Here is a 25,028-nt window from a genome sequence, read left to right as displayed (position 1 = left end):
GATCTCAGGATTCAGGATCTCAGGATTCAGGATCTCAGGATTCAGTATCTCAGGATTCAGTATCTCACGATCCAGTATCTCACGATCCAGTAGAACGCGCCATCATGACCGCCCCTTGACGGAGGCGGGCATGATGGCGCGTTCTCCTTGAACAGACCTCTACTCGGCGGAGACTCGGCCGCCGACGACGGTCGACGTGACGCGTTGAGCGCGGTCGAGGAGCGTGAAGTCGGCGCGCATGCCCGCCGACAGGGAGCCGACCTGACGCTCGATCCCGAGGAAGTTCGCGGGGCTCCGTGTCGCCAGCCACACGGCCTCCTCCAGCCCCAGCCCGAGCACCTGCACGGCGTTACGGATGGCCGTCGCCATGTCGAGCGCAGAGCCCGCGAGGTTGCCCTCCTCGTTGATGCAGCTCACGCCCTCGAGACGCACCTTTTGGCCGCCGACGAGGAACTCGGTCATCTCTGTTCCGACCGGCTGGACCGCGTCGGTGACGAGCATCAGGCGTTCGCGGCCGAGCGCCTGGAACGCGGCCTTGGCCGCAGGGAACGCGACGTGCGCTCCGTCGAGAATGAGCCCGCAGCTCACGGTGTCCGAGGCGAGCGCCGCCCCCACCAGCCCGGGCGCGCGGCTCTCCAGCGGGCTCATGGCGTTGAAGAGGTGCGTGACTCCGGTGGCCCCGCGCTCGAAAGCGGCGGCGGCCTCTTCGGCCGTGGAGGCGCAGTGGCCGAGCGTGATCCTGACGCCTGCTTCGGTGAGTCTCGCGCCGATCGCGGCCGTGAGATGCTGGGCCGCCAGGGTCAGGAGCGTGATCCCGCGCGACTCCCCGAGGATGATAGCGAGGTCCGCTTCGGTCGGTGCACGGACGTGGTCGCGGTCGTGGGCGCCGGTCTTACGCTCATCGAGGAAAGGGCCCTCGAAGTGAATCCCGAGCACCCCCGGCTCGCGCGCCTCGAGACAGGCGTGAACGGCGGCTCGCGCGCGCGCCATCCGCTCGGCGGAGTCCGTGATGAACGTCGGAAGCATCGAGGTCGTCCCGAAGCGCCGGTGCGCGCGGACGATCGTCCGGATGCCCTCGACGGTCGGCTCATCGTTGAAGAGCACGCCTCCACCGCCGTTCACCTGGACATCGATGAAGCCGGGGACGAGGTCGACGTCACCGAAGTCGTGGATCCGGATGCCCTCAGGGACCTCGGAAGTCAGAACGATGCGATCGATCTGCTCACCCGAGGTGAGGATGACGTGATCCTCGAGGTGTCCGGCTCCCGCGTCGGTGAGAGGCCAGATCCGGGCGGCGGAATAGGCGCGAGCGTCTCGCTGTGGGGCTGTGGGCTGCATCTGGGAGGAGTGTAACGGCTGAATCACATGCGCTGCGGGTACGAGTGGTACGGATCCTTCCCCGATGATTCTTGCGCCAGGCCCTTGCCCGTACGAAAGTCTGATGCGATGTCGAAGGTTGAGCGACCCCATCTGGCGTGGACCGCGGCCGTACTCGGAGCGGTGGCTGCCCTCTCAGGTGCGGCCTGGTGGCTTTGGTCCCGTCCAGGCGCGACGCCGGAGGCCCCGCCGATCGCGACCGCCCCGGAGAGCGCGCCACCCTCGACCGATCCGAACGCGGAACGAGCCGACGAACTGAGATCGGTCCTCGACGCGGCGAGCATCCACATCGAGAACGCGCGGTTCCGAGCCGCAGCGCACGCCCTCGAAGCCGCCGAAGAACGCTTCGGATGGTCCGAAGAGATCGGCGCGACCGCGGCGCGCTTGGCGCTGCGAGAGGCAAGCTACCGGGAGGCACTGCGTCCGATCGAGTTCCGAATCGAGGCCCTGACCGCCCCATCCGAGAGCACGGTCGAACTCTACGCCCGGTTCTCCCTCGAAGGCGTCCCTGTGTTCGCCACCGAGCTGCTGCAGGCCTCGGAAGAAGGCCGTCCGCTCATGGGCGGGCTCGTCCCGGCTCGCAGCCACCTGGCCGTCCTGCGCACATCCTTCGCCATCGGAGCCAGCCTGGAGATCGTCGAACCCGGCGGTATCTTCGACAGCGAAGAGGTCCTCTTCGGCCCCGTGCCGCTCAGCCCGCTGCCGATCACCGAGGGCGGCCAGCTGGACTTCGTGGACCCCGATGCACGGGTCCGTACGCTCGTCGTCAGCTACCGGCCCAGCCCCTTCGAGCCGGGCGTCCACGTCGATGGCGTCCCGCCGCTCCCTCCGCCCGACGCGACGGCGGCCCAGCTCGTGGATTCGATCACAGCGGCGCTCGGTCGGGACGCGCTCGATACGGCGACCGTGCTCCAGGCTCGGCTGAACTCGGAGTTCACGGACCATCCAGACGCGAGCTTCTTCGCGGAACGCATCGAGGCGCGACGCGAGTTCCTTCTCCAGAATCGAACGACGGCCACCTTCACGATTCTCGAGCTCAGCGTCGACCCGCGCCCGAGCGGTGATCGTGAGACGAAGCTGTGGGCCAGCGGCGGCTCGGCCCCCGACTTCCACTCCTCGATCCGCACGACGGACGACGTCGTCCTTGCCTCGACCGGCGACGATCGCACGGCGCCGTACCTCATTCCGGGGAGCCCCGAGCCCCCTCCTCCCGGAAACGTCCTGCGCGTGGTCGCGAGGGGCGCGGCCCCTCTCCTGCTCGTGGTCAAAGATTCGGCGCCCAGGTTCTCCTCACGCGTGGTGGGCGCGGTGGATCTTCCGGTCTCGCTCGCCGACCTGCCGCGCGGCACGGGAACGATCGTGATCGAGCGCAACCCGCGCGTTTTGATCCAGCCCAACTCGGAGCCGAACCGGATCCGGCGGGTGGTCCTGCGCTGGTCGGTCGCGCGCTGACTGACCCGTCAGTCGATTCTGCCTTTCAGCGTTTCCTCGTCGGCGCCTAGCTCGTCTTTCAGTCGCGCGGCCTCGGACTTCATTCGCTCGAGCTCACGTTCCAGAGCGCTGCGCTCGTCGCCCTCGAGACCGCCGGTACGACCGCCGACCTCTTCGATTCGCTTCTCGAGTTCGGCGATCGAAGCTCGCTTCGTCTCGAGGCCCTTGGCCAGATCGGCCTTGTCGAAAGCGACCTCCTCGGGTGCGGTGTCTGCCTCGCGACGGCTGCCGATCTCCTCGGGAATCAGCTGTTCCTTCGGACTCCGCTGAAGCACGTTCATGAAGGTCGGCGACATGATCTCGATTTCGGCGCCGTGCAGGGCATCGAGCATCGCGCGCCGCAGCTTCGAGCGGCGCGAGATCAGGCGATCCGTCTCCTCCAGCTTTCCGGCGACCCGATAGACGATCGAGAAGTCGCCGAGGTCCGCGATCGCCACGAAGGCGTCGACGAGACCGATCTGATTCGCCGCGACGAGCAGGGCATCCTCCACGCGAACATGCGGCACGTCGTAGCCGATACTGACCTTCGCCGAGATGATCGTGCCCGACGCGCGAACGACCTTCACGGGATGCGTCGCGAGGAGGAGGTTCGGGATGGTCGTGAGGTCGCGGTCTTCGGTCTGGATCTCGGTGTGAAGAAGGCCGCGCTCGGTCACGCGCCCGAAGTGGTCGTCCACCCGGATCCAATCGCCGAGGTTGAAGTTGCTGATGGTGCGGAGCATCCCGCCCGCGATCAGGTTGCCGAGGAAGGTCGTGGACGAGAGCGCGACGGCCGCTGAGAGAATCAGGCCGACGAACTGGAAGACGAGGCCTCGCACCTGGTCACGCAGCGGCAGGGAGATGAGCACCGCGAGAAGGCCGGCCGCGACCACCAGGAAGAGAACGAGCTGGCCCCGGTAGCCGCCGCGCTCCGGCAGATTCAAGACGAGACGTCGCGCGACCGCCACGACGAGGACGAAAGCGAGCAGCGTGAGGCCGAAGCCGGGCAGATCGCCGGTGTCCAGCGGGTTCTCGAGGATGGCCATGGTACGGGCAGCTTAGCGGACCGGAGCGGAATCTCGACTTCCCGCGTTGATGGTACGGATGCGCGCGCAGTCCCAGGAGCGTAGGGCCGCCACGTCGGCCCTCGCAGATTGCCCGTTCCCCTCCCCCCGAACGCCTGCTGCGGTCCCATGTGGACCGCCGCTCCCATGAGTATCACCTTCTTCACCGCCGCCTCCCTCGCGGCCCTCTCACCCTCCCCCATGACGCAGCAGGGCGGATCCTTCGGAGCCGTCCCGCCCGTCGTGCAGACCCAGGACCTCGATGCGGAGAAGCGCGGAGCGCCTCCCATCGCCCTGCCCACCCGGGCCACGGACCTCCAGGAGGCTCCCGGCACCGCTCCCTCCGTTCAGCGCCAGAAGCCCGATTCGATCGCGGGCAACGCGCGCGCCCTGGACGTCCCCACGCGCGTTCAGTCGCTGATCCAGCGCCCGCTGGTGCAGGTCACGGCCGATGAAGCGGTCGTCCGCGGCACGGCCTACAAGGCGATTCTCTCCGGGACAGGCCTCACCTTCCGTCCCATCGTGGGCAAGCAAGGAAGCGCCGACGTCGAGTTCTCGCTCCGCTCCATCCGAGTCGGCGGCGAGCCGCTGGCGCTTCGAAACGGCGCTCCGTTCGACGGCGGCTCGGCCCTCCAGATCGACCGCGGCGCCGCCATCGAGGCGTACCACTACGATCTGGACAAGATCGAGCAGACGTTCACCTTCCACGAACTCCCCGGCAGCGGCGATCTCGTCGTGCGCATGGACGTGACGACCGAGCTTCAGGCCCGAGTGGACGGCGCCGGGATCCTCTTCGAGAACGAACTCGCCCGCGTGAACTACGGCCGCGCCTTCGTCCTGGACGCTTCGGGTGAGCCGACGCCGATCGAGACCACCTGGACGCCTGGCGAAATCGCTCTGACGGTGCCGGCGAGCTATCTCGCAGGCGCGACTCTCCCGATCACGATCGACCCGCTGATCAGCTCCTTCGTCTTCGCGGCCGGAACGCTGGACGACTCCAAGCCGGACGTCGCCTACGACAAGAGCCAGAACAAGTACTTCGTCGCGTTCGAGGACGTGGCGAGCGCCACCGACGCCGACCTGTACGGCTTCAGCCTCAGCGCCGGAGGCGTCGTGGACGCGGCCAGCTTCGTGAGTCTCGCCATCGGCTCCATCGACATGCGTCGCCCCCGCGTCGCCGTGAACCAAGGCGGCGAAACCTTCATGGTCGTCGCTGCCGGTCTCCCAAGCGGAGACACGAATCGCAGGATCTACGGCCAGATGGTCGCGGTGGCTCCTGCCAACCCGACCGGACTCAGCGTCGGCACCCCCTTCGAGGTCAACGACTCGCCGGGCACATCAGATTGCTCCAGCCCGGACGTGGCCGGCAACACCTTCGACAGCATCTCCAACGCGTTCGCGGTGACCTGGGAGCGTCGCTTCAGCGCCACCGACCGCGACATCCACGGCAGAATCGTCAACCTCAACGAGACCTTCGCCACCGGACGCATCAACATCGACAACTCCGGCGCCGAGGACCTCACGCCCCGGATCTCGTCCAGCATCGGCAACACGGCGACCGCCGACTACTACAACGTGGTCTGGGTCCGTGGCGACGGCACGGGCAACTCCGTGCAGGGTCAGATCCTCTCCCGGCGACTCTACTTCAACGGCACGTTCACCGGTCCGTTCCCGGCGAGTACCGTGACCGTGAACCCGGGCACCACCAACTTCGCTCCCGTCACGACCGCCACGCTGGACCGCCCCCTCGAAGTCAACGGGGACCTCGTGCATATCGTGGCCTACAACACCCAGTTCTCGACCGGCGCGAGTGTCCTGGCCAACGTGGTCACCTTCGGCGACGAGGTCGGAACGCAGGCCAACCTCAGCATCATGGAGGACGCGGACTTCGCGGCCGACCAGCGTGACGTCGACATCACGACCGACGGCAAGGGCTTCATGATGGTGTACTCCGAGCAGTTCGGCACCGGCACGGACTACGACATCTACTACTGCGCCGGACACCTCCAGGACGGCCCGGGCACCAGCTTCCGCCCGACCCTCTCCGAGCGTCACCTGAACCTCGCGTTCAGCGGCACGATCGAGCGCCATCCGGCGATCACCTCGCAGTTCGACGGCGGCGTCTTCACGAACCCGAGCGACGATGACGCGTGTGCTGTCTGGGAAGACGTTCGCCCGACCGAGTCGCAGATCGAGGGCGCCACGCTCGACCTCTACAACAACATCCCGCAGTTCGGTGCGATCGCGGTCGGTACGCAGTACTGCGAGGCCGCCACGAACTCCAGCGGCGGCGAGAAGGGCTGGCTCCGCGCCATGGCCCTGAACCAGAGCATCGGCACCACGAAGAGCCTCCAGGCCATCGACGTCACCGCGAACGCCTTCGGCTACCTGCTCGTCGCCAACACCTCGGGCTACGTCACGAACCCGGCCGGTGCGCGGGGCAACCTCTGCGTCCTCGGGGGCGGTCGCTACGTGAACCAGATCGCCAACAGCGGCACGGGCCGGACGCTGACCTCCACGGTCGATCCGCTGAACGTCCCGCAGCCGACGGGCTTCACCTCGATCGCCGCGGGTCAGACCTGGTACTTCCAGTACTGGCACCGCGACGTGACGGTCGGCGGCGCCGCGACCTCGAACTTCACGAACGCCGTGTCGCTGACGTTCACGCCCTGATTCAGCGGTCCGACTGAACGGCAAGCGGCCCCCGTTCGCGCTTCGTGCGCGAACGGGGGCCGCTTTCATTCCGTCACGAGGAACGGCTGCGGGTCAGTCGGGAACGCTCACGAGCGGAAGCGCCATGCCGCGGGCCTTCTCGTCGATCGCCGGGATCGCCGTCGCCATCAGCGCCTCGACCTTCGTGACCTCGGTCTCGATCTTGCCCATCAGCTCATCGGCCACGACCCACATCTGCGCCGTCGGGGCAAACTCGCCCTGCATGGCACCGGAGCGCACACCCGCCAGCTTGTCGGTCAGCTGGATCGGGAAGTTCAGCGGGTCCTGGCCGCTCTGGTTCTTCGTCTGGTAGAGGGCTTCCTCGACGGCCTTCATCCCGTCGAGCGCGGCGTCGATCTCGGCCTTCAGCGCCACGACGGCTGCGTCCGCTTCCTCGCCCTCCGCCGGCTCGGGAAGCCGCTTCTTCAGCGCCCCGAGGTCCTTGGAAACGCTGCGGATGTTCCGGATCGCCGTGTGCGCCCGCGTCAGCCATTCGCCGGTCTCGACCACGAACTGATACTGCGAAACGAGGTCCATGGTGGAAGAGGTCGAGCGCGGATCCGCCGTCAGTGTCAGCGGCACCGCGACGGTCTCACCGTCGACGGTCAGCTCGATCCGGTAGAGCCCCGGCGGGACCTTCGGCCCGCCCATGCCGCCGCTCCAGAGGATCATGTCCGGGAACGACTCCGCGCCCTTCGCGCGCAGGTTCCAGGTGAAGCGGTGGAAGCCGACGTCGTTCGGAAGCACGTCGTCCTTCTCCGCGGCGTGGGGGTTCTTCTTGCCCTTGCCCTTCGGCACGAACTCAGCGATGACCTCACCGTCGTAGTCCTTGATGGTGAGCTTCAGGTCTTCGACGCCCTCGGCCACGAGGTAGTCGATGGCGACGCCGCGGTCGTAGCTCGCGCGCGTCACGTCGTCGGGCGCGTAGAGCACCGAGTTGCCGAAGTGGGCGTCGAGGCTCAGCTGGCGCAGCGACGCGATGTCGTCGAGGATCCAGTAGCCGCGGCCCTGGGTGGCGGCGACGAGGTCGCTGCCCGCGATCTGAAGGTCGGTCACCGGCACGATGGGCAGGCCCTGCTGGAACGCGCTCCATTCCTCGCCGCCGTTCATGGAGACGTACAGCCCACGCTCGGTGCCCGCGAAGAGCAGGCCCCGGCGCTCCGGGTCGGCCTCGATGGCGCGCGTGAAGTGATCCTCGGGGATGCCCGCGGAGAGGTCCTGCCACGTCGCACCGAAGTCGGTCGTGTGATAGACGTACGGCTTGAAGTCGTCGAGCTTGTAGCGCGTGCCCGCGAGGTACGCGCCGCCCACCGCGAAGGGGTCCGCGATCATGTCGTTGATCTGCGTCCACTCCGGCAGGCCCTCGGGGGTGACGTCGTTCCAGGTGCCGCCGTCATCGGTGGTCACGTGCACGCGGCCGTCGTCCGAGCCGCACCAGATCACGCCCTTGCGAAGCGGCGACTCGAAGGCCGCAAAGATCGTGCAGTAGTACTCGACGCCGGTGTTGTCCTTGGTGATCGGGCCGCCGGACGGGCCGAGGCGGGTCGGATCGTTGCGGGTGAGGTCCGGGCTGATCTGCTTCCAGCTCGCGCCGAGGTCGGTCGAGCGGAAGAGCACGTTCGAGCCCGCGTAGAGCGCGTAGCTATCGTCGGAGTCGAGCGCCGCCTCCGGGTCGCCGTGGGGCGAGAAGAAGAGCGGGAAGTTCCACTGGAAGCGGTAGAGCATGCCCTCCGCGCCGTAGCCCATGGGGTTGTCCGGCCAGACGGTGACGTTGCGGCTCTGACCGTTCGCGTGGTCGCGCATCGTCAGGTAGCCGCCGTAGGAGCCACCGAAGACGAGGTCAGGGTTCGCGGGGTGCGCGACGACGTGGCCGCTCTCGCCGCCCGCGGTCGATTCCCAGTCGCGCAGGCCCGGCCGGCCGCCTCGCTCGGAACTCGAGCGAATGCGCAGCGCGGAGTTGTCCTGCTGGCCGCCGAGCAGGCGGTAAGGCTGCGCCGTATCGATCGACACGCGGTACATCTGGGACGTCGGCTGGGTGTCCTGCTCGCTCCAGCTCTCTCCGCCGTCGAAGCTGATGTTCGCGCCGCCGTCGTTGGACTCGATCATGCGCTTCGGATCGCTCGGTGCGATCCAGAGGTCATGGTTGTCGCTGTGCGGGGTCGAGATCCGATCGAAGGTCTTGCCGCCGTCGGTCGAACGATGCATGCCGACGTTCAGGACGTAGACGGTGTCGACGTCGACGGGGTCGGCCTGGAGGCGGGAGTAGTACCACGCGCGCTGGCGCAGGTTGCGGTCGGAGCTCACGCGCGACCACTTCTTGCCGCCGTCGCGGGAGCGAAAGACGCCGCCTTCCTTGGCCTCGATCACCGCGTACACCGTGTCGGAATCCGCGCCGGAGACGCTGATGCCGCTGATGCCAAGCGGCCCCTCGGGCATGCCATCGTTCGCAGAGATGTCGGTCCAGGTCTCGCCGCCGTCGACGCTCTTCCAGAGGGACGAGCCCTCGCCGCCGGAGCTGAGGGAGTACGGCGTGCGGCGCACGTTCCAGAACGACGCGAACATCACGCGCGGGTTCGACGGATCGAGCGCGAGGTCGACGCAGCCCGCGTCCTCGCTGACGAAGAGCTTCTGCTCCCAGGTCTCGCCGCCGTCCGTGGTCTTGTAGACGCCGCGCGTCGGGTGCGGCCCGTAGAGGTGACCGAGCACGGCCGCCCACGCGGTGTCAGGGTCGCGCGGGTGAATGCGGATGCGCGGGACGTGGTGCGAGTCCTCGAGGCCGATGGACTTCCACGTGCGGCCCGCGTCCTCGGAGCGCCAGAGGCCGTCGCCGTGGGCGACGTTGCCGCGCACGGTCTTCTCACCGCCGCCGACGTAGATCACGTTCGGGTCCCACTCGGAAACGGCGACGGCGCCGATGGAGCCGCCGAAGGTTCCGTCGCTGATGTTCTTCCAGGACTGACCGCCGTTGGTGGTCTTCCAGACGCCGCCTCCGGCCGCGCCCATGTAGTAGGTCATCGGGTCGGAGTCGAGACCCGTGACGGCGGCGGAGCGGCCGCCGCGGTAGGGTCCGACCTCACGGAACTCCATGCCCTTCAGGACGGAGGCGGGGGTCGCCGCAACGGGGGACGCGGGGGCCGTCGGCGCGCTCGCCTCCTGGGGAGACGGCAGCGCGAGGGCCGCGGCAAACGTGGAAACAAAAAGCGAAATCAGCATGGAGAGTGGAGGGGGCTGAATGGGGATCGAGCTGCCGAGCTTAGGCGCAGACTGCTTCCTGAAGGGGGCTGGACCCGCTGGCCCACAGGGCCTTTACGATGGGCGGCCTCCCCTACCTGCCTGTCGTCTTCATTCGAGCGCATCTTGACCGAGAAACTCACCGCCGCCCGGGACGCGCGCCTGCGCTTCTACCGGCACATCGACGCGGGCTCCCCGTGGATCGGTTCCCGGGCCAGCCTGCGGCCGCGTGACGCCGAGCAGTTCCCGGGCGATGGGCTGCCGGCGGCGCTGGCGCGGGCTCTATGCGAGCGCAGTGCGCTGCCGGCGAAGGAGCTCTTCGAAGCCACGGAGACCTTCGAGCTGGTGCGCAAGCGAGTGCGGGGCGCGGCGGTGGCGGACCTGTGCTGCGGGCACGGTCTCGCGGGGCTCCTGTTCGCGATCTTCGAGCGCGAGGTCCAAAAGGTGCTATTGATCGACCGGGAGCGGCCAGCGAGCGCGGACGTGCTGCTGGACGCCGCCGATGAGGTCGCTCCCTGGGCGCGCGAGAAGATCCAGTGGCGAGTGGAGCAGCTGAAGCGAATGGAGCTGCCCGAGGGCACCGGGGTGATCGCGGTTCACGCCTGCGGCCTGCGGACGGATGCGGCGATGGAGCTGGCGATCGGAGCCAGGGGAGCGTTCGCTGCGCTCCCGTGTTGCCGGCCGCATCGACTGCACCCGGCGCCCGAGTCCTTGAAGAACGCGCTGGGCGCGGACGTCGCGATCGATGTGCATCGGACGTACGCGCTGGAGGCGGCGGGCTACCGCGTGAAGTGGCAGGAGATCGCGGAGGGGATCACTCCGATGCGTCGGGTGATCTCGGCCGTGCGGGCCCGCAGCTGAGTCCGCTGGACTACTCGTCCTTCGTCAGCACCGCGGTGATCACCATCAGCAGTTCTTGCTCTGCCTCGCCCTCGAAGCCGGGATCCACGGTCGACAGCACCACCGATGTCCCCTCCTTCACCTCGAACTGCACGGCCGCCTTCACCTCGCGCACTTCCGGCACTTGCACCGTCAAGTCCGCTCCACCGCCAGGGACCGCCTTACGCGTTTCTTCTCGGATCGGCCGCTTGAGCGACGCCGTACGGATATCCGCCTTGAGCATCAGCGTGCCCCTCGCGACAGGCAGAGCCCGCAGATCGATGAAGAGCCCCTCGTGAACCACTCCCACCACGGGGTCCGCGATCGCTTGCTCTCGGTCCGGAAAGAACGTCAGCTCGAAGTCCTTGATGTACGCCGTCTCCTCGACAAGCGTCATGTTCGCCCTGGCGCCCACGTCGGTGATCACACGTGGGGCCGTCACAAGCGCCATACCGTCGATCTTTGCGAGCTTCGCCTTCAGAGCGGCCAGCTCCTCGGCGTTCATGGTCAAGCCCGCCGTGAGGCCCTCGGTCTGCCCCATCGGAAGTCGATAGATCTCGAGCTTCACGTCCACGAACGAATCCAGGAAGCCCTCGTCGGACGCGGCCTCCAAGAAGGACTCGACCCATCGCAACTGATCCGCCGTCCCGGCAACGCGGAGTTCGCCCGCCGACTCGACCGTCACCTCGAAGCCTGCATCCGCAGCGGGCTCGACGAACGCCCGGATGTTGGACGCGATCTCCTCGACCTTGGTCTCAGCCTCACCGCTCCTCACGAGTTCGGTGTAGCGGTCCAGGGACGCCCGGCGAACCGAAACGGGGAGACCGTCCTGCAGCACGGCTTCGCGGAGCTCCTCGAGTTCATTGGCGCCGGTCAGGGCTCCCACCGAGAACACCTCCGAGTCCGCCGCAGGCGGCGCAAAGAGCAGAGCGGTAGCTAGAAGAATCCACATCATGGTCACTGGTCCCCTGGCGGGGAGTCCTGGGTCTCGGCGGTCACGGCCCCCACCACGGTCCATCCGCGGCGAGTGGTCTTCGAAAGGTCGCGAACAGCGAGCTTCGCTGGCTCCGGCTCGATGTGCTCGACGGTGAGCGAGTGATAGGCGAGCCGCGCGGGAGCCGGCTCCAGCGGCGGCGGCGGCCAGAACCACCACATGAGCGCGCCGAGACCGAGAACGAGCCCTGCGAGCATCCCGGCCAACCGCATCCGCGCCCGGCTGAGCTGGGATTTCACCGTCCCCTCGGCGCAGCTCCGATCCCGCGCGATCTCCGCGATGCTCGCGCCACCGAAGTAGAAGCGCTCCACGACCTCGCGCTCTTCCGCTCGGAGCTTCTCCAGGAACGGTCGCACGTCGAAGGGAGGCTCACGCTCCGGCTCGGAGCCGTCCGGCTCCAGCTCGACGGCGATCGCTCGATCCGTCTCGGGCTGCCGCGCCTCGACCTCCGCGCGCCGACTTGCCGCGTTGTCCGCCACGACCCGAAGCCACGGCCAGAGCTCCCGCTCGGGATCGAACGAAGCGCGACCCCGCCAGGCACGCAGAAGCGTCTCCTGAACGAGGTCGTCGGCAGCTGCCCGATCCGCGGCACGCTGCTCGGCGTGGCGCTGCAGCCTCTGCAGCTCGGCGAGCAGGCGCTCCTCGAAAGGGCGCAGGATGGAGGTCGAAGCTGGCTTCACGCCACCCAGTATCCGGGGCGGCGCGCGGAGGTTGCGAGAAAGGCGGATTTCAGCCCTCTTCGACTCCCACCTTCGCGTCCACGGTCATCTTCTGGCCCTTGCGCAGGATGTCGAGGTGGATCGCCCCGCCGTAGCCGGCTTTCTCCTTCTCCTCGCCGATCACCTCGCTCGTCGCCGCGCGCCCATTCACGCCGACGATCAGGTCATAGGCACGAAGCCCGGCCGCCTCGGCCTCGCTCCCCTTCGTCACCGACGACACGAGCAGCGTCGCGTTCCGGTCGACGCCGAGGTAGCGCGCCAGCTCCTCGCCCGGCCGCTCCGAGAAGAATCCGACCACCAGCCGCCCCTCGGGCTTCGGCGTCGGCGGGATCAGGACCTCGTTGATCACATGGATCACACCGTTCGACGCTGCGATGTCGTTGGCGAGCACCGACACCTCGCCGTTGACCAGGAGCTTTCCGCCCACGAGCGAGAAGCTCACCTCCGGCCCGGCCAGCGTCGCCGCGGAACCGGCGCGCAGCGCGTCCTTCGCCTCGACCTTCCCCGAGATCACGTGGTAGGTCAGGATCGTCTTCAGCGTCTCACGGTTCTCCGGCTTCAGAAGGTTCGCGATCGTCTCCTTCCCGAGCGCCTCGAAAGCCTCATCCGTGGGCGCCAGAACCGTCAGGGGCCCCTGGCCCGTAAGCGCATCGACGAGCCCGGCGGCCTTGGCCGCCGCCAGCAGGGTGCCGAAGCTCCCGGCCTCGGTGGCCACCTCGACGATGTTGCCTGGCCCATCCTGGGGATGCTGAGCCACCGGGCGATGAACGGAGAGGGGAGAAGCCGCGAGCGTTCCCAGGGAGAGGACCGCGAAGGCAAGGGGGGCGATGAGTTTCATGGCGAGAAGGTGGGTTCAGGGTTGTCAGGGTTCAGGAAAAGTGAGGCTTGGACGGGGACGACCCGCGCCGCGCGTACTTGTTCGCAACGCGCGACCCGTGGATCCGGCCAAATTCGCGAGCACGCCAGATTGAACACATCCGCTACGCGCGAGCCGGGCTAACCGTTCTGGCGATCCTTGATGCGCTTCTTGTTCAGGAGATAGGTTGGCGAGATCGAGAACTCGTCGCGGATTCGCTTGTAGAGCACCGCCGCCTCGGCCTTCTTGCCTTCCTTCCACAGAGCGTCCGCGCTCTTGAGCAGATCGGCCGCACCCTGGGCTCCGGTGATCCCGCTGCCGATGACCCCCTTCGCGGCCTCCTCCAGCGACTTGACCGGGACCTTGCCGCCGAGCACCTCGTCGATGACCTTGCCAGCGTCTCCACCGATCACGTCCTCGAGCGCCTCGCCGACCTTGCCCTTCGCCTTGTCCTCGAGCTCCTTCCGCAGCTTCTCCTGCAGCTTCTGCTTCTCTTCCTGCAGACGCTGATCCAGCTCTTTCTTCGCCGCGCGCTTCGCCAGGGACGAGAGCGCGCCGACGAGGTTGAACGTCGGCTTCGTCAGCGTGCCGCCGAGGGCGACCTCGAACGTCTCCCCGGCGATCGCCTCGAACACGCGATTTTGCCGGGCCAGCCCACCGGTCACCGGCACCACCCACTTCAGGTCCAGATCGCCGCCAAGCCCGACGGACCCCGCGAAGCGCGTCTCCGTCCCCTGGATCGTCCACGTCCACGGGTTCGTGTAGTTCAGCCGCCCCTGCTGCACCGCGAAGCCGAGCGGCTTCAGATCGAACGTCGGGTTCGCCGGCTGACCGAACGTCTGCAGCACCTCCCGGAAGAACGGCGACGTCTCCACGAGCCCCTCGTCCACCGAAAGGCTCCCCGTCCCCTGCAGCGGCTCCTTCGGCAGCGCCTCCCAGCCGCCCTTCAGCGTCTCCAAGGTCAGCGGCGCGTCGTACGTCACGTGCACCGTGCTGGACACGAGCGCGTCCACCGCCGCCCCGTCGATCGCCTGCGCGCTCGCGAAGACCGGGTGCACGCGGGCCAGCAGTGGCTCGAGCCCCGCGGAAGCGTTCAGCCCGTCGACCTTGACGTCTGCGACGAGCCCGACGTCCGCCGCGCCGTCCCAGCGCACGTTCGCGCTCAGCTTTCCGTCGCGCCCGCCGAGATCCACGTTTGCCTTCGGCTCCGCGCCCGCCGCGGTGCGCGACGCGTTCGCGCTCAGGGTCGCCAGGCGATCGTCGAACTTCAGGGCCTCGAGTCCGCCCTGGCGGATGTCGACCTTCAGGTTCTCGATTTGCCCGGTGGCCTGTACCTCGAACGCACCCGCCGGATCGAGATCGCCGAGGGAGCCGCTCACCTTCACCGTCAACACGCCTTCGAGCACGCTGCCCGCTTCCAGTGGCGAGCCGACGAGCTTCATGGCTTCCTCGACGACCCCGAGGTCGAGCGACGTGATGCTCAGCTCGCTCAGGGTTGCGCCGTCCCCGGCCTTGGGCCAGATCACCGTCTTCAGCACGAAGTCTCCCGCACTGCCTTCGCCGCCGAACACGCTCGCACTGGACTCGATGGTGAGCCCACGCCGGTTCCCGTCGAGCCCCGCCCCGAACGTCACCTCGCGCAGCGTCAGCACCGTTTCCGGAGATCGCACCGTGACCGTCGCGTTCACGACTTCGAGGCGCCCGTGGAGGTCCAGCTCGGGGAGGCTCATGCCCTCGCCGTCGTCGCTCTCCTCGTCCGCGCTCTCTTCGCTCGGAATCATGAGCCCGTCGAGGTTCCAGGTTCCTTCCCCGTCGCGCACGAGCTCGATCTCCGCGTCCGTGACCACTGCGGAGACATCGCGCTTTCCGGTCAGCAGCGAACGCAGCCCCACGTCGACCTTCGCCTCGGGCACGCGGGCCACGAGATTCCCCGCCGCGTCTTCGAGGGCGAGTCCCGTGAGCCGCGCCTTGCCGTTCAAGGAAAGCTTCAGCTCGTCGATCGTCACGCGTCCGTTGACCCGCTCCCCTGCCTGCCGCTCGATCTCCCCGCGCAGCCACTTGCCCGCGAGGCTCGGACCGATCGTCACGGCCGCGATGAGAAGCAGCACGAGCACGATCCCGATCCGTCCGAGCCAGCGCAGGGCGCGGCTCCCGGAAGGACCGCCGCTGGAAGAGAGTGCATCGGCTTCGGACCTGGGGCTGTCGACGTTCGAGTCGTGGTTCATGCCCCCAATCTTGGTCGCAATTCTGCGTCCGATGAGGGCGCATAGGGCGAATTTCATGGTCACGCGCTCCGATCGAGTTCAATCTCTCCGTCGATATGCCCGAAGCTTCACCCAAACTGACCCACCCGCACCACGGTCGCCCCGGCGTCCTCCTGATCAACCTGGGCACGCCGGACGCGCCCGAGACGCCCGAGGTCCGGCGCTACCTGCGTCAGTTCCTTTCGGATCCGCGGGTGCTCGATATCAACCCCGTCGGCCGGGCGGCGCTGCTCAACCTGATCATCCTTCCGACGCGCCCCGCCAAGTCGGCGGAGGCTTACCGGGAGGTCTGGACCGACATGGGCTCGCCGCTGCTCTTCCACGGCGAAGCACTCGCGAAGGAGATCGCCCAGCACATCCCCGAGGCGGTCGTGGTCCTCGCCATGCGCTACGGCAACCCGTCGATCGCGGCGGGCCTCGCCCAGCTCCAGAAGGCAGGCTGCGACGAGATCGTGGTCTTCCCGCTCTTCCCCCAGTACGCGTCGAGCTCGACGGGCTCCGCGGTGGAAGCGATCTACGCCGAGGCGTCCAAGCTCTGGAACACGCCCTTCCTTCGCATCGTGCCGCCATTCTACGACGACCCGGAGTTCATCGAATCGTTCGCCGAGGTCGCGCGCCCCGTTCTCGACGAGATGCAGCCCGACCACGTCCTTTTCAGCTACCACGGGCTCCCCGAGCGCCACGTGACGAAGAGCGACGCGACCGGCCAGCATTGCCTGAAGACCCCCGACTGCTGCGAGTCGATCGGCTTCGCGAACCGCCAGTGCTACGGCGCCCACTGCCACGCGACGACCGCCGCCATCCAGAGCGCGCTCGAGCTCAACCCCACGCACGTCTCCGCCGCCTACCAGTCGCGGCTCGGCCGAACCCCATGGCTCCGTCCCTACACGGACTTCGAGGTGGTGGAGCTGGCGAAGCGCGGCGTGAAGAAGCTCGCCGTCTTCTGCCCTTCCTTCGTGGCCGATTGCCTGGAAACGATCGAGGAGATCGGGATCCGGGCGGAAGAGGACTTCAAGAAGGCGGGCGGAGAAGAGCTTCGGCTCATCCCCTCCCTGAACTCGTCCGAGCGGTGGGTGCGCGGCGCGACCAAGATCGTCCGCCGACATCTACCGGTCCGCTGAGCGATCGCGTCCGCGACATGCCGTCGCTGGAGCCTGGACGCTCGCCCTCCCCGAGAGACATGACATTTCTGCCATGAAATGTGGCGGACCTGCCTCCGCCTTGCGTTCAGAGGAGTAGACAGGTGACCCGAACCTTCGGGCGCCCGTTCCATCGTCTACCGAGATCGACCCACGGGGTAACTCTGGCTGATTGGAGGGAGAACTTGCACTCCCGCCGCGCCCGCTTACGCGGGTTTCTCAGCCGGGGGAAACGCCTGCCAGAGCCTCTGCCGCCCTGATTGAGTCGATCCGGGGGAAGCTAGACGATCGGATCGGGCCCCGCAGTGAATCGGGAGAGATGCGTCCTGCTCGTATCAGGACGAAGCTGCCGCCTGCCAACCAGCCCCGGCGCCCCCCTATCCATGGGAGGCGCAGGGGCTCATTTTTTCGGCTGCATCTGCGCGCGAGTCCCTGGCCCATGGCGGTATCGCGACGCCCTGCCACGCCCAGTTTCGGGGCGCCCTCGATACATATCAACTTATTGGGATATCAACAGATCGAGAAATGCCGATGAGCTAGGATTCGCCCTCGCGCGCCCCAGCCCATCCACATGAGCCTCACCCATACCTCCCGCCTGCTCAAGACCCTCGGTGACGAGACCCGTCTGCGGGTGCTCAACCTCCTGCGTAAAGGGGAACTCGCGGTCTCCGAGCTCCAGGAGATCCTGAACATGGGCCAGAGCCGGATCTCCACCCAGCTCACCCAGCTCAAGGACGTCGGGCTTGTCATCGACCGCCGCGCGGGACGTCGCAGCTACTACAGCCTCGCCTCCACCGGGCCGGTCGAACTCCTGACCACGGTCCTCGACGGCTCGGACCTCGAGTCCGAGTTCCGCGCCGACGACGCGGGCTACCTCGGCGTCATGGAGCGCCGCCGACGCGAGTCACGTTCGTACTTCGACCGCGTGGCCGCCGCCTTCGGCGAGCAGGTCCTCCCGGGCCGCACCTGGGAAGGCCTCGCCCGCGGCCTCCTGCGCCTCGCACCCCGCGGCAAGTACGTGGACCTCGGCATCGGGGACGGCATGCTGACGCTCATGCTGGCCGAGATCGCCGAATCGGTCACCGCGGTGGACCTGAGCCCCGAGATGCTGACCCAGCTCACCACGCGCGCCCGGGCGAAGAGCATCACGAACATCGAAACGGTCGAAGCCGACATCGAGTCCCTGCCCCTCGGGGACGAGTCCTACGACGTCGCCGTCCTCAGCCAGGCGCTCCACCACGCCAGCGACCCGGTCGCCGCCCTCGGCGAGGCGCGCCGCATCCTCCGGCCAGGCGGCAAGCTCCTCGTGCTCGACCTCCTCGCCCACGGCGAGGACTGGGTCCGCGACCGCCTCCAGCACAGGCACCTCGGTTTCACCGAGGTCGACCTCAAGCGTCTTTGCCGCGAAGCCGGCTTCGACGACGTGTCGATCGAGCGCGCAGCGCGCGATCCACAGCCCCCCCACTTCATGACGCTCCTCGCAACCGGCACCGCTGCCCGAGCTCCCCTGGCGACCTCTCCCCTCCGATGACTCTCATTTCCAAACGCACCACCACCCTCGCCGCCGCCTCCGCCGAGCGCGCACGGTTCGACGACATCCTGGCCAAGCGTCTCCTCGTGCTCGATGGCGCGATGGGCACGATGATGCAGAAGAAGGGGCTGGAGGAGGCCGACTATCGGGGCACGCGTTTCGAGGACGCCACCGCGCACCTGAAGGGCAACCACGACCTGCTGTCGATCACGCGGCCCGACGTGCTGCGCAGCGTGCATGACGCGTTCTTCGCGGCCGGCGCCGACATCATCGAGACCAACACGTTCAGCGCGACGCGCATCGCCCAGGCCGAGTACGGTCTCGAGGACGCAGCGCGGGAAATCAACCTCGCCGCCGCCAGAATCGCACGCGAGTCCGCCGACGCGTGGACGCTCCAGACGCCGGACCAGCCGCGCTTCGTCGCGGGCGCGGTCGGGCCGACGAGCAAGACCCTGTCGCTGTCCGAGCGGGTCGACGAGCCCGCGTTCCGCTCGATCACGTTCGAAGAGCTGAAGGCCGCCTACAAGGAACAGGCCATCGCGCTGCTGGAGGGCGGCGTCGACCTGCTCCTCGTCGAGACCATCTTCGACACGCTGAACTCGAAGGCCGCCATCGTCGCCATCGACGAGGCGTGCACGGACTTCGGCCGCAGGCCACCGCTCATGCTCTCCGTCGCGATCACCGACGCCTCGGGGCGGACGCTCTCGGGCCAGACGGTCGATGCGTTCTGGAACTCGGTCGCGCACGCGCAGCCGCTTTCGGTGGGCGTGAACTGCTCGCTCGGCGCCCGCGACATGCGCCCCTACGTGCAGGAACTCAGCCGCGTCGCCCCTTGCTACGTTTCGAGCTACCCGAACGCGGGCCTGCCGAACGCCTTCGGCGAGTACGACGAGGCCCCCGAAACCACCGGCAAGCTCGTCACCGAATTCGCGGAAAGTGGCATCGTCGACATCGTCGGCGGCTGCTGCGGCACGACGCCCGAGCACATCGCGAAGATCGCCGAGGGCGCGCGCCGCGTGTCCGAGGACACCGGGCCCCGCCGCGACCGGACGGGCGCGCGCGAGCTGCGTGAGAGGAAAGCGTTCTTCTCCGGCCTGGAGACGCTCGCCGTCGACGAGGACACGAACTTCCTCATGGTCGGCGAGCGCACCAACGTCACCGGCTCGGCGCGCTTCCGCCAGCTGATCACCGCGAACGACTACGAGGGCGCGCTCAGCGTCGCCCTCGACCAGGTCCGCAGCGGCGCGAACGTCATCGACGTCAACATGGACGAGGGCATGCTCGACTCCGAGCACGCGATGACCACGTTCCTGAACCTGATCGCCACGGAGCCCGAGATCAGCCGCGTGCCGATCATGATCGACAGCTCGAAGTGGACCGTGATCCAGGCGGGCCTGCGCTGTCTCCAGGGCAAGGGCATCGTGAACTCGATCTCGCTGAAAGAGGGCGAGGCCGATTTCCTCGGGAAGGCGCGCGAGATCCGCTCCTTCGGCGCGGGCGTCGTCGTCATGGCGTTCGACGAGGACGGCCAGGCCGCCGAGGCCGACCGCAAGGTGGCGATTTGCAAGCGCTCCTACGACCTGCTCGTGGACGAGGTCGGCTTCGAGCCGAAGGACATCATCTTCGATCCCAACATTCTGGCGATCGGCACGGGCATCGAGGAGCACGCGAACTACGGCGCGGCCTTCATCGAGGCGACGGCCGAGATCAAGCGCCAGTGCCCTGGCGCGAAGATCTCCGGCGGCGTCAGCAACCTGTCGTTCTCGTTCCGCGGCAACAACGTGGTGCGCGAGGCGATCCATTCGGCGTTCCTGTACCACGCGATCCGCGCGGGCATGGACATGGGCATCGTCAACGCGGGGATGATCCAGGTCTACGAGGACATCCCCAAGGAGCTGCTCACCCGCGTCGAGGACCTGATCTTCAACCGCCGCGCTGACGCCACCGAGCGCCTCATGGAGCACGCCGCGACCATCACGGGCGGCGGCAAGGTGCGTGAGGTCGACCTCTCCTGGCGAGAGGCGGCGGTGCAGAAGCGCCTGGAGCACGCGCTCGTCCACGGTATCGTCGACTACATCGAGGCTGACACGGAGGAGGCGCGCACCCAGTACGCGCGCCCCCTGGAGGTCATCGAAGGCCCGCTGATGGACGGCATGCGCGTGGTCGGCGACCTCTTCGGCGCGGGCAAGATGTTCCTCCCCCAGGTGGTGAAGAGCGCGCGCGCGATGAAGAAGGCGGTCGCGGTCCTGGAGCCCTACATCGAGGAGGAGAAGGCCCAGCTGCTCGCCGCGGGCGGCGGGGCGCAAGGTGACCAGCCCGAGAAGAAGAGCGGCGGCGTCGTCGTCATGGCAACGGTCAAGGGCGACGTCCACGACATCGGCAAGAACATCGTGGGCGTGGTGCTCGGCTGCAACAACTACGAGGTGATCGACATGGGCGTCATGGTCCCGTGCGACAAGATCCTCGAGAAGGCGCGCGAGGTGGACGCGGACATGATCGGCCTCTCGGGCCTCATCACGCCGAGCCTCGACGAGATGGTCTTCGTGGCGAAGGAGATGCAGCGCGAAGGCTTCGAGATTCCCCTCCTCATCGGTGGCGCGACGACGAGCCCCCAGCACACGGCCGTGAAGATCGCGCCGAACTACAGCCACCCGGTGCTGCACGTGCACGACGCGTCGCGCTCGGTGAACGTCGTCTCGGACCTGCTCGACGAGGAGCGCCGCGTGACCACGGACGCCGCGAACCGCGAGAAGCAGAACAAGATCCGCGAGACGTGGAAGCTGCGCCAGGAGCGCCCGCTCCTCTCCCACGAGCGCGCGGTCGAGAATCGCCAGACCCACGCATGGGCCCCCGAAGAGGTCTCCAGGCCCTCGTTCACGGGCCGCCGCATCGTGCGCGACATCCCGCTCACCGAGCTGGTGCCGCTCATCGACTGGACGATGTTCTTCCTCGCGTGGGAGCTGAAGGGCAAGTACCCGCAGATCCTCGATGATCCCAAGCAGGGCGAGGCAGCGCGCGAGCTGTTCGAGAACGCGACCGCGATCCTGAAGACGATCGTGGACAACGATTCGCTGCAGGCCGAGGCCGTCTACGGCTTCTGGCCGGCGTGGACCGAGGGCGAGGACGTCGTGCTCGGTGATCCCGACTCGCGGACGACCGAGACCGCGCGCTTCCCGATGCTCCGCCAGCAGCAGGTCCACCCGGACGACCGTCCGAACAAGAGCCTCGCGGACCTCGTCGCGCCAAAGGACGTCGCCGTCGAGGACCACCTGGGCCTCTTCAACGTGGCGGTCCACGGCGCGGATGTCCTGGCCGCGAAGTTCGAGAAGGAGGGCAACGACTACGACGCGATCATCGTTAAGGCCCTCGCCGACCGCCTCGCGGAGGCCTCCGCCGAGTGGACGCACCGCCGGGCGCGGATCGACTGGGGCTACGAGCGCGAGGATGACTTCGCCGTGAAGGACCTCCTGAACGAGGACTTCCGCGGCATCCGCCCCGCGTTCGGCTACCCCGCGTGCCCGGACCACAGCCAAAAGCCGCTGCACTTCGAGCTCCTCCAAGCGAACGAGATCGGCTGCGCTCTCACGGACCACATGGCGATGACCCCCGCCGCGTCGATCAGCGGCTTCTACTTCGGCCACCCCGAAGCGAAGTATTTCGGCGTGGGCCGGATCGACAAGGACCAGGTCGAGGACTACGCGAAGCGCGCGGACCTGCCGGTGGAGACAGCGGAGAAGTGGCTGGCCCCGTGGCTGGCGTACGACATCTGATCGAAATTTGGCGGCGCCGCCAGCGGCACCACGAAACGTGGCGGATCTGGGTCGGGTTCGGTACCGCCAGGTTCGGTACCGCCAGAATCCGTGTATCGACGGCGCCAAGCTCCGCTACGCTCGGAAGATGAAATCCGCCCTCCTCGGAGCGTCCGCCCTGGCCGCGGGCCTCGCCTTGATAATGACGCTCGGGCTCCCCGGCACGGCTGGAACCACGCCCTCCTGGGGCCAGCAGGGATCGGCTGGAACCTCGACCGGGCAAGCCGAAGCCACGGGCGACATCGCATGGCGCACCGACCTCGCCGCCGCCACGGCCGAAGCGCGCCGCACGAAGCGGCCGCTGCTCGCGGTCTTCCGCTGAGAGCCATGAAGGGACTGCGCGTCCTTCGACGAACAGGTCGTTCGTCGCCCCACTCCTGAACTCGCGAAGCTCTACGCCGACTTCGTCCCCCTGCGTGTCACCGACATGCGCGGCATCGACCTCTCACGCTGGACCTTCGACTGGGATCTGACCTTTGCGGTCCTGACCGTGCATCCCGATGGCACCGTCCTCCATCGCTATGGCGGACGGGACTCCCGCGAGCCGGATCACTGGCTCACCGAGGCTTCCTACCGCCGCTTCCTCACCGCCAGCCTCGAAGCCCATCGTCAGCACGAGCCCCGGGAGATCCCGACGACTTCCGAGGAGCCCATCACGATCGACTCGATCCCTTCGTTCGCCGAACGCGACAAGGGCGCGTGCATCCACTGTCACTCGGCGCTCCCCGCGCTACGGATCGAAGCGCAGTACCTCGACACCTGGACGCGCGATGACCTCTGGGTCTACCCGCCACCGTCGAAGATCGGCCTCGATCTCGATCGCGATGACCAGGCGTTGATCACGGCCGTCGCGCCCGACTCCTTTGCGGCGCGCGCGGGTCTGCGCTCCGGCGACCGCCTGACGAGCGTTGCCACCGCGACCGACCTGATGGCGGTGCTGAACGGTCTCCCGAACGCCGCGACCGCGCTCGCGCTGCCCTTCGAGCGCGCGGATGAAGCCGCGCCGCGACTCGCCAACGTCGAGCTCCCCGCAGGCTGGAAGACCTACACGCCCGCAGAATTTGCGTGGCGTCCTTCGAAATGGGGCCTCTCCCCTGCGCCCGGCTTCGGCGGCCCTGTTTTGAACGCAGACCAGCTCGCCGAAGTCGGCCTGCCCGCAGGCACCTTCGCGTTCGAGGTCGACTACCTCGTCACCTGGGGCGAGAACCAGAAGGTCGGGAAGGCGGCGGCCGCCGCCGGGATCCACGAGGGCCTGATCGTCCTGGGTACGGAGTCGAAGCGAGACTTCCTGTCGATCGATCACTTCCACGCATGGTGGAGACTGAGCGTGAGTCCTGGCTCGACCGTCCGCGTCGCAGTCTGGAACGCCGGCGCCGTGGAAATCATCCCGATCCCGATCTCGCTCAGATAGTCTCCAAGGGGACGCTGACGCAGCGTCCCGGAAGACCCAACCTGCGCCGCTTCGCCCCTGCCATCTGCCTCGTTCTGCCATGAAAATCCGCTCGATGCCTCTCGTGCCCCTCGCTCTCGTCGCGTCCCTGGCGTCCCTGGTGCCGCTCGCCTCGGCTCAGGCCGTCTTCGTGGTGGACGATGACCCGGGGGCCGGCGTCACCCACAGCACGATTGCGGCGGCTCTTGCGGTCGCAGGGCCCCTGGACCGCGTGGACGTTCGGCCAGGCACCTACGGCCGCTTCGACCTGGTTCGCCCCACGCGACTCATGGGCGAGGCGGGCGTCGTCGTCACGGGCGAGAGCCGCATCATCAACCTGCCCGCGAGCTCGACCACCGTCGTGACGGACCTGGAGCTGGAGCGCCTCATCATGAGCACGTGCGCCGGCACGGTGCTCCTCGATGCGCTGACCGTCACCGCCGGACACTCGTCGTTCCGCGCCGCCGCCTGCGACGACGTGCGCGTGCGCGCTCTCGTCGCCGCGCCGCCGCTCGCCACGGGCCCTGCGCTGGTCGAGATCTCCGCCTCGCGCGTTCAGTTCGACGACTGCCTCATCCAGGCCGGCCCCGAGTCCGACCGTGACAACGGCCAGCACGGACTGACCGCCGTCAACAGCTCGTTCGTCCACTTCACTGGCACCACCGTGACCGGCGGACGCGGCGGCGACTACACCGACCCCGCCGCTCCGGGCCAGGCCGGCCTCGGTGGTAACGGCCTCAGCGTCAACAGCTCGGACATCCGCCTCGTCGGCTCCACGGTCATGGGCGGCGGCGGCGGCCTCGACCTGACCCAGCCCTTCGGCGACGCGCCGAACGGTACGGGCTTCCGCTCGTGCGGCGGACTGCACGACCGCTGGGACACGATGATCAGCGGCGGCAACGAGCCGATGAACAGCAACGCCCAGGGCCCGGTCGAGAACTTCACCTGCGGCGCGGCCTACAACGGTGGGGCCACGCTTCCCGGTTTCTATCTCACGGGGACGACGTTCCTCCCGGGCAGCCCGGTCACGATGACGATGCGCTCCGGCGCGGGCGGCCAGCTCACGATCATCCTCGGACGCATCCCCGTCTCGATCCCCGTGATGGGCAGCCGCATCCCTCTGCTCGTCCAGCGCGCGCGCTCGGCCCCGCTCGGCACCGTGCCGATCTCCGGCGAGATCACGATTCCGTTCGCGGTCCCCGGCCCGCTCACCCGCGGCACGGTCATGTTCCTTCAGACGGAACGGGACAGCGCCATCAACGGACTCGAGATGTCGAACGCCACCGCGATCATCGTTCGATAGACGCAGAGGAATCCAGGAGAAGTCCCGCGCGCAAGACTTCAGCTCTTCGAGAGAGCCGCTCATCGAGCATCGAGAGAGCCTTCGAGAAGCGAGGCGTCCCACTGGTGGGACGCCTCGCTTCTTCCATGCAACGGGCGCGCCTTGCCCCATGAAGGATTCGCGAAGCAGCTCGGGAATTGCCCCCTTGCGGGATACGGAGACCTCACCTAGCGTCGGACCTGTGTCGCCGATGTGGGTCGGCGACGCTCTTT

General features: G+C 67.9%; 16 protein-coding genes. 9 read left to right on the top strand and 7 right to left on the bottom strand.

Annotated features, from left to right (window positions below; genetic code table 11):
- Positions 1-159 precede the first annotated feature (159 nt).
- Entirely contained in the window at positions 160-1,338 is a 1,179-nt protein-coding gene (nagA, locus tag Poly30_RS05310; protein ID WP_419190994.1) for an N-acetylglucosamine-6-phosphate deacetylase, read from the bottom strand.
- Between the two features lie 108 nt (positions 1,339-1,446).
- Here nagA and Poly30_RS05305 point away from each other — a divergent pair, with 108 nt between their 5' ends.
- On the top strand, positions 1,447-2,829 hold the full coding sequence (locus Poly30_RS05305; protein ID WP_145195027.1) for a hypothetical protein: 1,383 nt from the start codon (positions 1,447-1,449) through the stop codon (positions 2,827-2,829).
- Positions 2,830-2,837: 8 nt separating this feature from the next.
- On the opposite strand, the gene Poly30_RS05300 is transcribed toward Poly30_RS05305, so the two are convergent.
- The gene (locus Poly30_RS05300; protein ID WP_145195025.1) at positions 2,838-3,893 is read right to left on the bottom strand and encodes a mechanosensitive ion channel family protein; all 1,056 of its coding nucleotides are present in this window, start codon (positions 3,891-3,893) and stop codon (positions 2,838-2,840) included.
- A 165-nt stretch (positions 3,894-4,058) separates the two neighbouring features.
- On the opposite strand from Poly30_RS05300, the gene Poly30_RS05295 reads away from it, so the two are divergent.
- Entirely contained in the window at positions 4,059-6,584 is a 2,526-nt protein-coding gene (locus Poly30_RS05295; protein WP_145195023.1) for a hypothetical protein, read from the top strand.
- Between the two features lie 93 nt (positions 6,585-6,677).
- Here Poly30_RS05295 and Poly30_RS05290 read toward each other — a convergent pair whose 3' ends face one another.
- A complete protein-coding gene (locus tag Poly30_RS05290) occupies positions 6,678-9,836 on the bottom strand; it encodes a WD40/YVTN/BNR-like repeat-containing protein (RefSeq protein WP_145195021.1) in 3,159 nt (1,052 codons plus the stop codon).
- A 144-nt stretch (positions 9,837-9,980) separates the two neighbouring features.
- Between Poly30_RS05290 and Poly30_RS05285 the strand changes: the two genes are divergently transcribed.
- Positions 9,981-10,715, top strand: a complete 735-nt coding sequence (locus Poly30_RS05285; protein ID WP_145195019.1) for a hypothetical protein — start codon at positions 9,981-9,983, stop codon at positions 10,713-10,715.
- 10 nt (positions 10,716-10,725) lie between these two features.
- Here the strand turns inward: Poly30_RS05285 and Poly30_RS05280 are convergent, their stop codons facing one another.
- From Poly30_RS05280 to Poly30_RS05265, 4 genes are all read right to left on the bottom strand, one after another.
- Positions 10,726-11,688 (bottom strand): hypothetical protein, encoded by a 963-nt coding sequence (locus Poly30_RS05280; RefSeq protein WP_145195017.1) that lies wholly within the window; start codon positions 11,686-11,688, stop codon positions 10,726-10,728.
- Between the two features lie 2 nt (positions 11,689-11,690).
- Positions 11,691-12,407, bottom strand: a complete 717-nt coding sequence (locus Poly30_RS05275; protein ID WP_419190993.1) for an RNA polymerase sigma factor — start codon at positions 12,405-12,407, stop codon at positions 11,691-11,693.
- A gap of 49 nt (positions 12,408-12,456) precedes the next feature.
- A complete protein-coding gene (locus Poly30_RS28165) occupies positions 12,457-13,284 on the bottom strand; it encodes a fasciclin domain-containing protein (RefSeq protein WP_419190992.1) in 828 nt (275 codons plus the stop codon).
- Between the two features lie 158 nt (positions 13,285-13,442).
- Entirely contained in the window at positions 13,443-15,527 is a 2,085-nt protein-coding gene (locus Poly30_RS05265) for an AsmA family protein (RefSeq protein ID WP_145195013.1), read from the bottom strand.
- Positions 15,528-15,622: 95 nt separating this feature from the next.
- Here Poly30_RS05265 and hemH point away from each other — a divergent pair, with 95 nt between their 5' ends.
- The 6 genes from hemH to Poly30_RS05235 all read left to right on the top strand — a co-directional run bounded on the left by hemH (position 15,623) and on the right by Poly30_RS05235 (position 24,777).
- Complete coding sequence (gene hemH / locus Poly30_RS05260) at positions 15,623-16,687, top strand: ferrochelatase (protein WP_419190991.1); 1,065 nt, start codon at positions 15,623-15,625, stop codon at positions 16,685-16,687.
- A gap of 589 nt (positions 16,688-17,276) precedes the next feature.
- The gene (locus tag Poly30_RS05255; protein ID WP_145195011.1) at positions 17,277-18,236 is read left to right on the top strand and encodes an ArsR/SmtB family transcription factor; all 960 of its coding nucleotides are present in this window, start codon (positions 17,277-17,279) and stop codon (positions 18,234-18,236) included.
- On the top strand, positions 18,233-22,006 hold the full coding sequence (gene metH / locus Poly30_RS05250; RefSeq protein ID WP_145195009.1) for a methionine synthase: 3,774 nt from the start codon (positions 18,233-18,235) through the stop codon (positions 22,004-22,006). The genes Poly30_RS05255 and metH overlap by 4 nt, the downstream gene beginning before the upstream one ends.
- Positions 22,007-22,133: 127 nt before the next feature.
- Positions 22,134-22,367: a hypothetical protein gene (locus tag Poly30_RS05245; protein WP_145195007.1), complete on the top strand. Its 234-nt coding sequence runs from the start codon at positions 22,134-22,136 to the stop codon at positions 22,365-22,367.
- Positions 22,368-22,472: 105 nt separating this feature from the next.
- Positions 22,473-23,456: a PDZ domain-containing protein gene (locus tag Poly30_RS05240; protein ID WP_145195005.1), complete on the top strand. Its 984-nt coding sequence runs from the start codon at positions 22,473-22,475 to the stop codon at positions 23,454-23,456.
- A gap of 94 nt (positions 23,457-23,550) precedes the next feature.
- The gene (locus Poly30_RS05235; protein WP_145195003.1) at positions 23,551-24,777 is read left to right on the top strand and encodes a right-handed parallel beta-helix repeat-containing protein; all 1,227 of its coding nucleotides are present in this window, start codon (positions 23,551-23,553) and stop codon (positions 24,775-24,777) included.
- Positions 24,778-25,028: the final 251 nt, after the last annotated feature.

This window comes from Saltatorellus ferox (genome assembly GCA_007751475.1).
In the GTDB taxonomy this organism is placed as follows: domain Bacteria; phylum Planctomycetota; class UBA1135; order UBA1135.
Note: the sequence above shows the minus strand (reverse complement) of the source record. Positions and strands in the feature narration are given on the sequence as shown.

Bases quoted from the DNA above. Each gene is read 5' to 3' on its own strand.
- nagA (WP_419190994.1), bottom strand. From the start codon at position 1,338: ATGCAGCCCACAGCCCCACAGCGAGACGCTCGCGCCTATTCCGCCGCC.
- Poly30_RS05305 (WP_145195027.1), top strand. From the start codon at position 1,447: ATGTCGAAGGTTGAGCGACCCCATCTGGCGTGGACCGCGGCCGTACTC.
- Poly30_RS05300 (WP_145195025.1), bottom strand. From the start codon at position 3,893: ATGGCCATCCTCGAGAACCCGCTGGACACCGGCGATCTGCCCGGCTTC.
- Poly30_RS05295 (WP_145195023.1), top strand. From the start codon at position 4,059: ATGAGTATCACCTTCTTCACCGCCGCCTCCCTCGCGGCCCTCTCACCC.
- Poly30_RS05290 (WP_145195021.1), bottom strand. From the start codon at position 9,836: ATGCTGATTTCGCTTTTTGTTTCCACGTTTGCCGCGGCCCTCGCGCTG.
- Poly30_RS05280 (WP_145195017.1), bottom strand. From the start codon at position 11,688: ATGATGTGGATTCTTCTAGCTACCGCTCTGCTCTTTGCGCCGCCTGCG.
- Poly30_RS28165 (WP_419190992.1), bottom strand. From the start codon at position 13,284: ATGAAACTCATCGCCCCCCTTGCCTTCGCGGTCCTCTCCCTGGGAACG.
- Poly30_RS05265 (WP_145195013.1), bottom strand. From the start codon at position 15,527: ATGAACCACGACTCGAACGTCGACAGCCCCAGGTCCGAAGCCGATGCA.
- hemH (WP_419190991.1), top strand. From the start codon at position 15,623: ATGCCCGAAGCTTCACCCAAACTGACCCACCCGCACCACGGTCGCCCC.
- Poly30_RS05255 (WP_145195011.1), top strand. From the start codon at position 17,277: ATGAGCCTCACCCATACCTCCCGCCTGCTCAAGACCCTCGGTGACGAG.
- metH (WP_145195009.1), top strand. From the start codon at position 18,233: ATGACTCTCATTTCCAAACGCACCACCACCCTCGCCGCCGCCTCCGCC.
- Poly30_RS05245 (WP_145195007.1), top strand. From the start codon at position 22,134: ATGAAATCCGCCCTCCTCGGAGCGTCCGCCCTGGCCGCGGGCCTCGCC.
- Poly30_RS05240 (WP_145195005.1), top strand. From the start codon at position 22,473: ATGCGCGGCATCGACCTCTCACGCTGGACCTTCGACTGGGATCTGACC.
- Poly30_RS05235 (WP_145195003.1), top strand. From the start codon at position 23,551: ATGCCTCTCGTGCCCCTCGCTCTCGTCGCGTCCCTGGCGTCCCTGGTG.